Genomic DNA, 13,617 nt, shown 5'->3' with positions numbered 1-13,617 from the left:
TTTGGTCAGTAACAAAGGCTTTCAGCCGCAGAGAAAACCACCCGTTCTACGGGTGGTTTTTATTATGTTCCTGGTCGTATTGAATTCAGCTTCCTCGCCATTGTTAAAATTATTTGGCGCCTTTAACTTATGTAGGATAGGCACTCACTCGGAATTTGGACATAGTGGTTTCCTGCAACTTTAGTCGTATACATTTACGGAACATAGGTAGAATAAGATTTTGGTCCAATGGATGATTTTAAGGAGGGGAGTTCCTATTATAATGAGGGTACAATATATTAAAAGGGCGGTCGTTATGGAATTTACTAAACTTTCATTGTTGGCTTCTAATTTAACAGAAATGAAGGATTTCTATAGAAATGTACTTGAGATGCACATCTCCGCTGAATCTGTTAAGGAGTTTACTGTGCATGTTGGGCAAACAGACGTGACTTTTCGTGAAAGCGATGATGGCAATCCTTTCTACCATTTCGCAATAAATATTCCTGAAAACAAATTTAACGAAGCGATAACTTGGGCTAAATCCAGAATTTCACTTTACAGTGAGGATGGGAATGATGAAGTTCATTTTGCCAGTTGGAATGCACATGCGATTTATTTTGAAGATCCTTCAGGTAATATCGTGGAATTAATAGCCCGCCATAATTTACCGAACGGGACCAACAACAACTTTTCATCAGAGGATTTCCTCAATGTAAGTGAAATAGGAATTGCCGTGGATGAAGTAATCCCCTTTGTGAGGAAACTCAATGCGTTAGGTTTTCCTAATTGGAGAAACGATAGTGAAGGCTTGACGCCTGTTGGTGATGAAAATGGTATGTTTATAGTTGTGAAAACAGAAAGAAAATGGTTCTTTTCTAATCGATATGCAATCTTTCACCCTGTTGAAGTTTGGTTGAATGGATTTGGAAAATTGGCATTCGAAAAAAACGGTGATAAAGTTGAAATCATTTATGATGAATGGAAATAAGAATGTTTAGATAGAATGTTTACTTTATTACGTCCTTAAAGGTGAAACAGAGGATGAATCAAAAATTTGAAATAGATTTAATCCGGATAGCCATTTTTGGAATCACCATGTATACAAAGGCAAAGACATTCATTTGCATTCCATAAGAACAGGGCAGGGTAAGCGGGTTCTATTATTATAGACTTTCCGAATGGGAAACCCACTTCTCTAGGAGTGTGGTATAATACTTTCAGAAGATTTAAAATACATAATTCATTTGCATAATGGAGGGAATTGGCTTGTTGGAGAATTGGAATGCGAGATTGGAAGAGTTATTTGGTGAATTGGTGGAGTGGAGGCGGGATTTCCACATGAACCCCGAGCTGTCCTTCGAGGAAGTCAGGACGCCAAAGAAAATTGCCGATTATCTGGAGAGCCTGGGCATTGAAGTGAGAACCGGCGTTGGCGGCCGCGGCGTGGTTGGTACCATCAAGGGCGACAAGCCAGGGATAACAATCGCGCTAAGGGCCGATTTTGACGCCCTGCCGATTCAAGATCAAAAAGCCGTTCCTTACAAATCAACCGTTCCAGGGGTCATGCATGCATGCGGCCATGATGGGCACACAGCGACCCTCTTGGCGGTTGCCAAGGTGCTGAGCGAGAACCGTGAACAATTGCATGGGAATGTGGTTCTTCTTCATCAGCATGCGGAAGAGGTTGCCCCGGGTGGCGCGGCCGCGATGATTGCGGATGGATGCCTTGATGGTGTTGACGTCGTGTTTGGTACGCATTTAAACGCGAGTCTGCCTTATGGTTTGTATGGCTATCGGAAGGGGCCAATGATGGCTGCGGCGGACCGTTTTGTTATAAAAGTTAACGGAAAAGGCGGGCACGGCGCGTATCCGCATGAAACGGTCGATTCCATCGCGATTGGCACCCAGATTGTCAATCAGCTCCAGCATATCGTCTCGCGCCTCGTTGATCCGTTGAAGCCGGCGGTTGTTTCGATTGGCTCGTTCCATGCAGGGAATGCTTTTAATGTCATTGCTGACTCGGCTGAGATTACCGGGACGGTCAGGACATTCGATCCCGAGGTGCGCGACCAGATTGGAAGGGAAATGAAAGTCATTGTGGATGGGATTTGCGCGGCGTTCCATGCCACCGCTGAAATCACCTATGAGCGGGGCTATCCGCCGGTGGTCAACCACGAAGCAGAGACAGATATCTTTTATGATGTAATGAAAAACGTGGTTGGCGAGGAAAAGCTTGTCGAGCTCGACCCAAAGATGGGCGGCGAGGATTTTGCTTATTACCTTCAGGAAAGGCCGGGGATGTTTTTCAATACGGGGGCTGAGAATCCGGAAGTGGGCGCGTGCTACCCGCACCACCATCCGAAATTTGATTTCGATGAACGCGCGATGGCCATGGCAGGGCACGCATTCCTTGCAATCACCCACCATTATCTGCTTGAGCTGGCGGAGAACGAAGCAGCAGTTGCCGTGGAATTAGTTTAATTGTTCGGGTATATTTCAAAACAAGCCGAAAATCTGTTTGATTTCGGCTTGTTTTATTTTGAACGGCTCAAGAAACAGTTTTCCCTTTGGTCGAACAATCTTATAAAATAGAATAGAAACAACCTAAAAGGAGCGAAAATCTTTATGTACAGTTTTAAAAATGATTATAGCGAAGGGGCGCACCCAAGGATTTTAAATGCGCTGCTGGAGATGAATTTAGTGCAGGAGGACGGTTACGGGGAGGATTCTTTTACAAAAAATGCCGTAGAGTTAATAAAATCAAAGCTTGGGCGGGGTGATGTCGATGTTCACTTGCTGTCCGGCGGCACCCAGACGAACCTCATCGCGATTTCCGCTTTCTTGCGGCCGCATGAAGCAGCCATCGCGGCGAGCACTGGCCATATTGCCACGCATGAAACCGGAGCCATTGAAGCGACGGGCCATAAAGTAATTACCGTAGAAACGGCGGATGGCAAGCTTACTCCAGATCATGTTCATGCAGTAGCGGAAGGCCACTCCGATGAGCATATGGTCAAGCCGAAATTAGTATACATATCGAATTCGACCGAAATCGGCTCTATTTATTCAATAAAGGAGCTGCAGGAGTTAAGGGATGTCTGTGACTCGCGGGGGTTCATTCTTTTTATGGATGGCGCCCGGCTTGGCTCAGCCTTATGTTCCGAGGAAAATGATTTGAACCTTGAAGATTTGCCAGGGCTCGTTGATGCTTTTTACATAGGGGGAACGAAAAATGGCGCCCTTTTGGGAGAGGCGCTTGTGATTTGCAGCGACCAGCTAAAGGAGGATTTCCGCTACCATATGAAGCAGAAGGGAGCCTTGCTCGCAAAAGGGCGGCTGCTCGGCATTCAGTTTCAGGAGCTGTTCCGGGATGGCCTATTTTTTGAACTAGCGGAGCATGCGAACTGCATGGCCGGGCTCATTCGGAATGCTTTGGAAAAAGAGAATATCCGTTTCCTGACCCATTCCCCGTCCAATCAGCTTTTTCCAATCCTGCCGAACAAGCTGATCGCCGAGTTGCAAAAAAAGTATGCCTTTCTTATCTGGGAAAAAGTTGATGAGGATTCTTTCGCTGTCCGATTTGTCACTTCCTGGGCAACAAAAGAAGAGGCTGTGAAGGAATTGATCGAGGACTTTAAAAGGCTTAATTCCTAATATGAAAGGCGTCCATGGACTTTAATAGTCTAGAGTCTCTTATCTTTCAAAAGTACTTGGACAATCTGTTCTAACGGTATCAAATAATCTGCCAATAAAAAGCCGGCATCTATTCTAAATCCGAATAGATGCCGGCTTTTTTCTTTGAAATGATACATGGGAGTTTACCCGTTTTTCGGTTGTTTATTCGTTACATCTAACACGTCAAGTAAGAAAACAAATACGGGAATTCCGATAATGAGCCCCCACACCCCGAAGAAATGCTGTGAAAAAATGAGGACGATAAATGTGTAAAAAACAGGGAGATCTGTTTTTGATGACATCAGTTTCGGATTTAACACATATGCTTCGACCGCATGGATAATCCCAACCGCAATCCATACATAAACAACTTTCATTAACCCGCCAATTGTATAGGCAATCAAAGAAAGCGGAATGAGTGAAATAATTACCCCGGCAACCGGAATCAGTCCAAGAAAGAAGACCATAATCGCTAATCCAAAAATTTGTGGAAAACCCAAGATGACTAAAGAAATAACAGTTAATACACAATTGACAATGGCAATTATAAATTGAGCCTCGATTACTTTACCAAACGTTCTTGTAAACTTTCTGCCAAAAAACTCAATTTCATAATAAAATGGAGCAATTTTACTCGTTTTAAATTTACTTGTAAATTCTATTAACCGAGGTTTTTCAAGCAAGAAAAATAAACTTAAAATTAATGAAATTAACACTTGAATACTTGTTTTACTTATACCGGTGAAGTATTTGAGCAGAAATGACAATCCATTTTCCATATAGCCCGCTATTTGATTATTTGTAATAATTGTTTCAATATAATTAATGATCACATTGTCATGTGGTTGGGTGTAAAACGAAGTAATCCGTTTAATAAGCTCACTAATTTCAGTTATTATTATCGGCAAATATTTCACAAGGCCCAATGTTAATAATCCGACGATGAGCGAGTATATAAAGAAAACGAGCAATCGTCGATTTATTCGGATTCGCCGCGCCGTAAACTCCACAAGCCGATCCATTAAAAACGCGAAAATGAAAGTTAACAAGAGTAAATTTATCATACTCCGTACGCTGTATAGGAATAAAACGATTAAAGAAAAGATAATGAGCCGTTTTACTCCTTTATTTCGAACCAATTCTGCTAGTGCTTCCATTTATGCATTTCCCCTTACTTAATTTCCAACTGAATAACGTATATTATCAACTTTTCGTGTAATTATTACAAGTTTCTTGAATTTGGATAAATTGACTAATGCAATTCTAAAGGGACAATAAGGCAAATCTTGATAGTGTCAAGGTTATTTAACATGTAATGAAGTGATAAATGCGGGGGTATCATGTATGGTCTATCCAATTTTTCTTGAATTAAAAGGCCGCCCGGCAGTCGTTGTGGGCGGCGGTAAGGTGGCGGCGTGAAAGGCGGAGGGCCTGGTAAAGGGGGCTGTTTTGACAGTTGTCAGCCCTGAAGTAAAGCTGTGGCCACCGTCATTATAATGTTGTCCGAATATCCCAAAGTTCGGGGAAAAAGCGCTGGTCGAGCACTTTTTTCAGGTAGCCGACTCCGGATGAGCCGCCTGTGCCTGTTTTAAAGCCGATGATCCGCTCGACCGTTTTCATATGGCGGAATCGCCATTGCTGAAGGCAGTCTTCGATATCGACAAGTTTTTCAGCGAGTTCATATAGCTCCCAATTGGCCTTTGTGTTTTTGTACACACTCATCCAGGCAGCCCGGACCGAATCGTTTTCCTTGTATGACTTCGTTACGTCCCGGTTCAGAATTTTTTCGTCGATTGGATATCCTGCTTTATACAACGCATGGATGGCGGCATCATAGATGCCCGAGGCTTCATACGCTTTCTTCAGCTCGGCTTGTAATGTCGGGTCTTTTTGATAGATTTTCAGGATATGGCTGTTCTTGTAGCCAAGCGCGAATTCAATCATCCGGTTTTGGTACGACTGGAAGCCGGACGCCTGGCCAAGCGTTTCCCGGAATTCCATATACTCGGAAGGTGTCAGCGTCGACAATACGTCCCAGGCCTGGATAATCTGCGTCTGAGTCTTGGAGACGCGCGCCAGGCATTTTTGCGCGGCGGCGAGATTATTGGCCTTGATAGCGGCAATCGCTGCGTTAAGTTCGTGAATAATTAGCTTCATCCACAGCTCACTGACCTGGTGGATGATGAGGAACAACATTTCATCGTGGTGGCCTGATAGCCTTTTTTGGGCTGACAGGATTTTATCAAGCTGCAGGTACTCGCTATATGTCATATTGTTTGTAAAATCAACAAGTATGCTTTTTTCGTCGGTTGTTGGGTTTGGATCGTCAAGAACCATTTCTGACCTCCTGGGTGGTTTTTGGCACGCTGTTCGGTGCCTTAAGTCCTGGGCATGGGGGACCGTCTCGCTCCTACAGCTTCCTGATGACCGCGCGGACCGGGCTGCCATCCGCATCCTTGAGAGCAAGCGGCAGGGCGATTAATTCGTAGACGCCGTCATCGATACCGTCGAGCATGAGGTTTTCAAGGATTTGGATACCGTGGCGATAAAGTGCGTGATGGGTCGCCATGTCCTTGCTGTCGAGGGGGTCGACGGATGGGACATCGACGCCAAGCAGTTTTATGCCTTTTTCGCTAAGAAAAGCCGCGATGTCCGGCTGGATTTCCTGAATTCTTTCTGGAAAGTGGTCCGGATTGTTCGGGACGGACGTTTTCAGAAGCAGCCTTTCAATTCCTTCAAGGTCAAAGCGCCGGAGCATTTCAGCGTTAACCTTTTCAAAGTATGAGACGTCGATAACCCTTGCAGGTCCAATGAAAACGTCAATGTCGAGTTCAAGAATCCTTTCACCTTCATTGTCAAAATGAAAGGGCGCGTCAACATGGGTGCCTGTGTGGAGGCTGGTTATGATCCTGCCAATATTGACGGATCCGGTCTGTTCTTTGGAGAATGCGGTTTCATATTTGAACGGGGTGTCACCTGGCCAGTGGCTGATTCCGTCATGAAGGGGCTGCGAGATATCGATCCACGTCTTTTTTGTCATGCCACAACTCCCCGCTTGTTTTCAAATTGTTTGTATTTCTCCTCGTTCATGATTGTCTTCAGGATTTGGACTGTTTGCCGTACTTCTTCAAACGTATTGTATAGGGCAACCGGAGCGAGTCGGATTCCATTCGGTGCCCGGAAATCGGGTGTGATTCCTTCCGCTTTCAACGCCTTGCAAATCCTTGGCGCTTCCGGGTGCTCCAGAAAAATATGCCCTCCACGTTTTTCATCGTCCATTGGGTTTCGGAGAATGAATCCGTGGCCGTCAAGTTCTGTTGTGATGAGTTCCATTAAATATCCGGTGAGTTTGAGCGATTTTGCCCGGATTTTTTCCATGCCGATTTCATTGAACATCGACAGAGAGCCGATGATTGGCGCCATGCTGAAAACATTCGGAGTGCCTATCTGGTAGGCACCGGAATCGCCCGCGGCGGTGAGCTCATGCTCCATGTCGAATTGCTTCTCCTTGTTGGAGCTGAACCAGCCGGCGAGTCCTGGCAGTTTTCCAAAATGCCTCTTGTTTACATACAGTCCGGCCGTCGCACCAGGACCGCCATTCAAATGCTTGTAATGGCACCAGAATGCAAAATCGACATCCCAGCTTGTCAGACTGTGGGGGATTGAGCCGATCGAATGGCACAGGTCAAAGCCGATTGGAATTCCGCGCACATGGGCCTCCTTTGTCAAAAGCTCCATATTAAGGATCTGGCCGCTCCGGTACAGGACGCCAGGCAGGACAATCAAGGCAATTTCATCGGTCATTGCTGAAATGATGTCTTCTTCATTAAGGGTATGGCCGTCATTGCTTTTTACTTGTATAAGGTGGCTTGCCGGATCGAAACCCTTTAGCTTCAACTGGCTCTGAAGCGCGTAAATATCGCTCGGGAAATTCAACTCGTCAGCAAGGATTTTCGTCCGTTTCCCATTTGGTTGATAAAAAGTGGCGGCGAGCTGGTGAAGGTTTACCGTAGTCGAGCCTGTGACAATGACTTCTCCTGCATCCGCGCCAACGATCGGCGCCACTTGGTTCCCTAAATTTTCAGCCAGATAGAACCAAGGATGATTACCTGTCGTCCATCCGTCGATGCCATGCTCTTTCCAAGCTTCGATCATCCCGAGCAAAGAGTGTTCCGCCCGTTTTGATAAAAGCCCGAGCGAGTTGCCATCCAGATAAATTCTTTTCTGCTTTAGATAAAATTCATTCCTGTACTTTGCGAGAGGGTCATGCAGGTCAAGTTGATTGGCATACTCGTATGTATTTATCATTTTTTTTCAACCTTTCAGAATTTTTCCTTAATTCAAAGTATAGTCTGTTTGCCGAACTTGCGTCAAAAATTAATGGGAAAGTGTTTTCGGGTCTACGGGATTATCGAAGTAAATTTTACATAAATTTCCACCGTTTAGTAGCTTTTTATTAGGGAAAATGCCTAAAGTAGGCCTACCTAAAAAAACAACAGGAGGAAAATTGTGAGTAAACCAGTAGAAGGATTAAGTGAAGAGGCTATTACGGTAGTCGATTCACGCGTTGCAAAAAAGTCAATGATTGGGACATCTGTTGGGAATGCAGTCGAATGGTTTGATTTTGGTATTTATTCGTTTTTGGCCGTAACGATGGGGAAGGTGTTTTTTCCTGAAGTAAATCCTTCCTTTCAATTAATTTATGCTTTCGCGACTTTTGCTGTTGCATTCATTGCCCGCCCGATTGGAGGCATATTTTTTGGGTTGATGGGCGACCGGATTGGCCGAAAGAAGGTTTTGGCTTTTACGTTAATTTTAATGGCTGCGGCTACGTTAAGTATCGGGCTGATCCCCAGTTATGCATCAATTGGGATTACGGCGCAGGTATTGCTGCTGATTGCAAGGCTGGTACAAGGATTTTCTACGGGAGGAGAATATGCCGGTGCAATGACTTACATTGCGGAAACGACGCCAGATAAAAAACGGACTTTCATGGCAAGCGGCCTGGAAGTAGGTACTCTCGTGGGTTTCATTGCTGGAGCAGCCTTGGTTACATCTTTAACTTACATATTGGGGCCTGAAACTATGGTCGCCTGGGGATGGCGCATCCCGTTTATTATTGCAGCTCCGCTCGGATTGATAGGCTTTTACTTGCGTAACCATTTGGAGGAAACACCGGCATTTGAAGCAATGAACGAATCGATTGAAGATGGAAAGGAGCGAACTTCCCTTGCAGAGATATTCACCGGTCATTGGAAAGCGCTATTAACTTGTACAGGTATTGTCATTTTTTATAACGTGATGGTCTATACCGTCCTTACCTATATGCCGTCCTATTTATCAGAGGACCAGGGTTATGGGGAACAAACCGGACTCCTCTTGTTGATTCTAGTGATGATTGCAATGATTCCGTTAATTATGGCGATGGGCTATTGGAGTGATAAAATAGGCAGAAACCGTATCCTAACCGGAGCGCTGATTGCCACAATTGTCCTCAGCATCCCTGCATTTATGCTGGTCCGGTCCGGGAATATCATTGGAGCCTTTTTCGGATTATTTATCTTGGGAGCACTTTTATCCGCTTTTCAAGGCTCACTCCCGGCTACTCTGCCTTCATTATTTTTTACAAGAGTTCGATATGGAGCACTTGCTATCACGTACAATACATCTACTTCCCTGTTTGGGGGAACGACCCCACTAGTCGTTGCATGGCTCGTTGCGGTTACGGGTAACAAGATGCTGCCGGCCTATTATCTGATGGGCATATGTGCCTTCGGACTCATTATCGTTACCCTGTTTGTAAAAGAGACAGCTGGAAGGTCGTTGCGTGGTTCCGCGCCGGTAGTAGAACACCCAAGAGAAGCCAAAGAGGTATTAAAACATCCAAGGAAAGCGTTTTGGTGGATTGAAGAACTCAGTAAAGGGAAAGATGACAAGGTTTACAAAAAGCTCGTCGCAGGCATTTTGAATAAGAACTAGTTGTTTTGTCCGATTTCTAGTTTTTTGAAAAAACCTTAGGGAAAAGGAATACTGTACAATGACCTAAGGAGATGTAGCAATGAGCATAAAAGCGTTAGTTTTGAATTGCAGCTTGAAGGATAGTACACAGCCATCCAATACCCGCGCGCTGATTGATGAGATTGTTAAAATTTTTGATGAAAATGGTGTCTTAACGGAAGTGCTGAGGGTGGCTGATTATACAATTGGTTTTGGAATTACTCATGAGGCTGTGAACGAAAAGGACCAATGGCCGGAAATTTTTGAAAAAGTGAAGCAGGCGGATATTCTTGTACTTGGATCGCCGATATGGCTTGGCGAACAGAGCAGTTTGGCCACGCTGGTTGTTGAAAGATTGTATGGCGGTAGCAGCCTAACAAACGAAAAAGGCCAATATCTCTACTACAACAAAGTAGGCGGAGCGGTTGTCACCGGAAATGAAGACGGCGCGAAAAACGTTTCAAGCTATCTGATTTATGCGTTGTCGCATATCGGATTCACGATTCCCCCTAATGTGGATACCTATTGGGTAGGCGAAGCCGGTCCCGGGCCCTCGTTCATTGAAGCAAATGGCAGGGAGAACGATTTTACGATGCAACACGCAAAAATTACCGCCAATAATCTCTTGCATTTTGCCCGGTTACTGAAGGAATATCCGATTCCAGCAGAGGGGAATGTTATTGAAAGCAAATAAGTCGCCGCTTGAAAATTTCGATTAAAAAACTTCAAAGTAAAATGCAACATGAGCAATCCGATTCTAACTGAATTGGATTGCTCTTTTTTGAAAATAATAGTGGCAAAAAAGATAAACAATATGGAGAACGTTATAGTAAAGAAGCAATTCTGCCACAAATAGTTGTGGTTTAACTAATACAAATGGGTTGCTTGGAGCCCAAACAGTACCTCTAGCGTGGTTTGAAGGGCAGGACACTAGTCTTGTTGTCCACTGTAAAATCTAAAGGCCGTAAGACCTTACAAGCCCGTGACTTTAGTCGTGGGTTGTTGACTCTAAAAGAACTAGAGTAGCATAGTTTAAGCATGAGACCAAGTAATCATTTTTCCGCTAAAACAATCCGCTTTACAAAACCTTAAGATTCTCTTGTCAGACTCTTAACAAATCCTCCTTATAATCACAATGTATTAATTATTTTAAGGGGGAAAAATTCATGGCGATTTTAAGCAACAAAGTAATAGCTGCTTCCTTGTCGGTTAGTTTATTTATGACTGGGATGATTGGTAGTTCAGTTTCAGCTAAAGAACAAAAGATTCCTCAAGGTCTTGAGAAGAAAGAGAATGTTAAAGTACAAATATTGAGCGTAAACGACCTTCACGGCAAAATCAATGTAAGCGAACAGCTAAATAATGACCCAAATACCTATGGAAATGCTGCTTTCCTTGCTACATATCTTCGTGATCGTGAACAAACCAATGAAAATACATTAATTGTCCATTCCGGGGACATGGTGGGAGGAAGCCCGCCCGTATCAGCTCTCTATCAAGATGAACCTACTGTTGAAATCATGGAATCCATTGGATTTGATGTAGGAACGCTTGGAAACCACGAGTTTGATGAAGGTGTGGACGAACTGCTTCGTTTAACCTACGGCGGAGACCATCCGAATGGAACAGCTAACTATGACGGCATCAATTTTCCAATGGTAGCGGCTAATGTAGTATATAAGGATAGCGGGGAACTGGTACTGCCGCCATACTATATAAAAAATGTTAAGGGGCAGAAGATCGGCTTCATCGGCGTTACGACAACTGAAACACCAAACATGGTCGTTGCAAAAGGAATCACAAATATCAAATTTACAGATGAAGCAGAAGCGATCAACAAGTATGTTCCGGAACTGGCCAAGCGCGGTGCGGAAGCGATTGTCGTCCTGGCACACGTTCCTGGAAGCCAGGCCGGTGAATCTGCAACAGGGGATATTGCCGAGTTGGCCACAGAAATCAATGATAAGGTCGATTTAATTGTTGCTGCCCATAATCATCAAAAGGTAGATGCTGTAGTGGACAATAAGCTGATTGTTCAAGCTGGAGAATATGGAAAGGCCTTTGCTGATATCGATCTTGAAATTGATCCAGTGACAGGGGATATTGTTAAAAAAGAAGCAGAAATCGTGGATGTTATTCAACAGGGGGTCACTCCTGATCCTGAGGTTTCCGCCATTTTGGAAAAATACTCAACTGCTATCGCGCCTAAATTGAATGAGGTTATCGGGCAGGCAGCCAACTTTATGGAAGGCGGATATATCACAAAAAAATATTTTGGCGACAATGCTCTTGGGAATCTGATTGCGGACGGAATGAATGCTGCAACGGGAAGCGACTTTGCAATGATGAATGGCGGCGGAATCCGTGCAAAACTCAATGCCGGCGAGATTACCTGGGAGGAATTGTACAATATCCAGCCATTTGGCAACACATTGGTTACAGTCGAAGTATTGGGATCGGAAATGGATGAAATTGTGAATGCGCAAATTTCTTCATACGGCCCAGATGCCTCAATTGGCGGGTTCCGTTACAAATGGGACAGTGCAACCAGCAAAGTAACTGAAATACTCTTGGATGATGGGACTCCTATTGATCAGAACGTAACGTACAAACTGACAGTCAACAATTACATGTACGATCATTACTCTGACAAGTACAAGCTCCGTGCCTACGGAGAAAATCCTGTTCAAGGACCGGAAGACCTTCAAGCTACAGTTGATTTTGTAAGGAGTTTCACAACTTCAATCGCGTACGAAGCAGAGGGACGCATTATCAATATTTCAGCAGCGCAATAATAGAGATTTTAAAGAAGAGTTTGCCGTTTTCAGGCAAGCTCTTTTTGTCTGTTGAATCAGGTCGATATTATATTAGAGTTCTCTAATTTTTATAGAAAGGTGCTTGATATTTTCCACTTTTTGTTGAATGAAATTAATCAGCAAATTTGGGCTTTGCCAGGCACCGATTCAGTTTAAGCGAGCTTATGAATGATATAGAATACCAAAAATATCGATAAGAGAAAAAGGGAAATTAAATAGAAGGACAAGCTTCTTCTAAATACGGAAAGCGAAATGTTGGATGCAAGTGCGTAATGGGAAGCTGTTAATCCGGACAAAATGCCCATGATCAAAAACCACGGCTCATAAAACAGAAGAGACCATAACGCCAGGCTGTGGACATCAAGTGTAATCCAGCCGGTGAACTGAATGGTGATAACACCTGCCAGAAGAAGGGCTTTTGTAATCATCCCGCTGATTCCATGTGCAATTAAATAACCAGTACAGAAAAGGGTAGGGATTAATATGATGAGAGGGTGGATGTTTTTCCCTCCAATGAATGGCACCCAAGTTGGAACTACTCTTCCCCATGGCTTCACAAGGGCAATTAAAATGAACCCGCAGGCCATGATTAGGAGACCGGCAACGTAACTTCCCATTTGCACCGCTTTAGGATTCTCGAACTGCCCCGGAAGACCTAAAGTTCCGCCCGCAGCTTGATAAAATCGGACGAAAACGGCATACATGACTGCCCAAACGCAACCGAGGTAAGCTGGCCATACCGCTTTCTTCGTCCATTGTTCAAAGGCAGTAAGCCTTTCCGTTGGAGCATTCACATTGTTTGTTTTTTCGTTCATCACACATTCCTCCTTTTTAACCCCCTGCGTAGCTGGAACATTGGGTCTCTGAATGTTCCTTCTTTAACCGTTGGCCGATGGAGAATCCATCCAATTCGGGAAGCATGATGTCAAGTATGGCCAGGTCGATGCTATCCATTTAATTGGGCGCATCATCCTTCGAGGTAAGCCAGGTCACGTGGTAGCCCCGTCTGGTTAAATCTTAACTAACCCAGGGGCTGATTTCCTTATCGTCTTCTATGTACAAAAGTTTATTTTTCATGATTCCTACCTCTTGGATTTTTTTATTCGGTATCAAGTTGAACATATAAAAATTAATTTCCATTAAAAAA

The 13,617-nt window shown here is 44.2% G+C and carries 11 protein-coding genes; 6 read left to right on the top strand and 5 right to left on the bottom strand.

Annotated elements, in window-relative coordinates:
* Positions 1-295 precede the first annotated feature (295 nt).
* The 3 genes from AR337_RS20655 to AR337_RS20645 all read left to right on the top strand — a co-directional run bounded on the left by AR337_RS20655 (position 296) and on the right by AR337_RS20645 (position 3,636).
* Positions 296-970, top strand: a complete 675-nt coding sequence (locus AR337_RS20655; RefSeq protein ID WP_059173950.1) for a ring-cleaving dioxygenase — start codon at positions 296-298, stop codon at positions 968-970.
* Positions 971-1,248: 278 nt separating this feature from the next.
* Positions 1,249-2,463 (top strand): M20 family metallopeptidase, encoded by a 1,215-nt coding sequence (locus AR337_RS20650; RefSeq protein ID WP_059173927.1) that lies wholly within the window; start codon positions 1,249-1,251, stop codon positions 2,461-2,463.
* Positions 2,464-2,607: 144 nt separating this feature from the next.
* Positions 2,608-3,636, top strand: a complete 1,029-nt coding sequence (locus AR337_RS20645; RefSeq protein ID WP_059173926.1) for a low specificity L-threonine aldolase — start codon at positions 2,608-2,610, stop codon at positions 3,634-3,636.
* A 164-nt stretch (positions 3,637-3,800) separates the two neighbouring features.
* Here AR337_RS20645 and AR337_RS20640 read toward each other — a convergent pair whose 3' ends face one another.
* The 4 genes from AR337_RS20640 to kynU all read right to left on the bottom strand — a co-directional run bounded on the left by AR337_RS20640 (position 3,801) and on the right by kynU (position 7,965).
* Positions 3,801-4,814 carry an AI-2E family transporter gene (locus AR337_RS20640; protein WP_059173925.1) on the bottom strand — a complete coding sequence of 338 codons (1,014 nt, stop codon included), beginning with the start codon at positions 4,812-4,814 and terminating at the stop codon, positions 3,801-3,803.
* A gap of 334 nt (positions 4,815-5,148) precedes the next feature.
* Positions 5,149-5,994 carry a tryptophan 2,3-dioxygenase gene (kynA, locus tag AR337_RS20635; protein WP_059173924.1) on the bottom strand — a complete coding sequence of 282 codons (846 nt, stop codon included), beginning with the start codon at positions 5,992-5,994 and terminating at the stop codon, positions 5,149-5,151.
* A gap of 73 nt (positions 5,995-6,067) precedes the next feature.
* Positions 6,068-6,697 carry an arylformamidase gene (gene kynB, locus AR337_RS20630; protein WP_059173923.1) on the bottom strand — a complete coding sequence of 210 codons (630 nt, stop codon included), beginning with the start codon at positions 6,695-6,697 and terminating at the stop codon, positions 6,068-6,070.
* Positions 6,694-7,965, bottom strand: coding sequence for a kynureninase (gene kynU, locus AR337_RS20625; protein ID WP_059173922.1), 1,272 nt, complete (start codon positions 7,963-7,965; stop codon positions 6,694-6,696). The genes kynB and kynU overlap by 4 nt, the downstream gene beginning before the upstream one ends.
* A gap of 273 nt (positions 7,966-8,238) precedes the next feature.
* Between kynU and AR337_RS20620 the strand changes: the two genes are divergently transcribed.
* The 3 genes from AR337_RS20620 to AR337_RS20610 all read left to right on the top strand — a co-directional run bounded on the left by AR337_RS20620 (position 8,239) and on the right by AR337_RS20610 (position 12,449).
* Positions 8,239-9,636 (top strand): MFS transporter, encoded by a 1,398-nt coding sequence (locus AR337_RS20620; RefSeq protein WP_082687102.1) that lies wholly within the window; start codon positions 8,239-8,241, stop codon positions 9,634-9,636.
* A 79-nt stretch (positions 9,637-9,715) separates the two neighbouring features.
* A complete protein-coding gene (locus AR337_RS20615; RefSeq protein ID WP_059173920.1) occupies positions 9,716-10,348 on the top strand; it encodes a flavodoxin family protein in 633 nt (210 codons plus the stop codon).
* Between the two features lie 472 nt (positions 10,349-10,820).
* On the top strand, positions 10,821-12,449 hold the full coding sequence (locus tag AR337_RS20610) for a bifunctional UDP-sugar hydrolase/5'-nucleotidase (RefSeq protein ID WP_059173919.1): 1,629 nt from the start codon (positions 10,821-10,823) through the stop codon (positions 12,447-12,449).
* Positions 12,450-12,622: 173 nt separating this feature from the next.
* Here AR337_RS20610 and AR337_RS20605 read toward each other — a convergent pair whose 3' ends face one another.
* Positions 12,623-13,285, bottom strand: coding sequence for a DUF3995 domain-containing protein (locus AR337_RS20605; RefSeq protein WP_059173918.1), 663 nt, complete (start codon positions 13,283-13,285; stop codon positions 12,623-12,625).
* Positions 13,286-13,617: the final 332 nt, after the last annotated feature.

The organism is Bacillus sp. FJAT-27445 (assembly GCF_001510665.1).
Taxonomy (GTDB): domain Bacteria; phylum Bacillota; class Bacilli; order Bacillales; family Cytobacillaceae; genus Bacillus_D.
Note: the sequence above shows the minus strand (reverse complement) of the source record. Positions and strands in the feature narration are given on the sequence as shown.

Excerpts from the sequence above, each read along its gene's own strand:
- AR337_RS20655 (WP_059173950.1), top strand. The coding sequence starts at position 296 with ATGGAATTTACTAAACTTTCATTGTTGGCTTCTAATTTAACAGAAATG.
- AR337_RS20645 (WP_059173926.1), top strand. The coding sequence starts at position 2,608 with ATGTACAGTTTTAAAAATGATTATAGCGAAGGGGCGCACCCAAGGATT.
- AR337_RS20640 (WP_059173925.1), bottom strand. The coding sequence starts at position 4,814 with ATGGAAGCACTAGCAGAATTGGTTCGAAATAAAGGAGTAAAACGGCTC.
- kynA (WP_059173924.1), bottom strand. The coding sequence starts at position 5,994 with ATGGTTCTTGACGATCCAAACCCAACAACCGACGAAAAAAGCATACTT.
- kynB (WP_059173923.1), bottom strand. The coding sequence starts at position 6,697 with ATGACAAAAAAGACGTGGATCGATATCTCGCAGCCCCTTCATGACGGA.
- kynU (WP_059173922.1), bottom strand. The coding sequence starts at position 7,965 with ATGATAAATACATACGAGTATGCCAATCAACTTGACCTGCATGACCCT.
- AR337_RS20620 (WP_082687102.1), top strand. The coding sequence starts at position 8,239 with ATGATTGGGACATCTGTTGGGAATGCAGTCGAATGGTTTGATTTTGGT.
- AR337_RS20615 (WP_059173920.1), top strand. The coding sequence starts at position 9,716 with ATGAGCATAAAAGCGTTAGTTTTGAATTGCAGCTTGAAGGATAGTACA.
- AR337_RS20610 (WP_059173919.1), top strand. The coding sequence starts at position 10,821 with ATGGCGATTTTAAGCAACAAAGTAATAGCTGCTTCCTTGTCGGTTAGT.
- AR337_RS20605 (WP_059173918.1), bottom strand. The coding sequence starts at position 13,285 with ATGAACGAAAAAACAAACAATGTGAATGCTCCAACGGAAAGGCTTACT.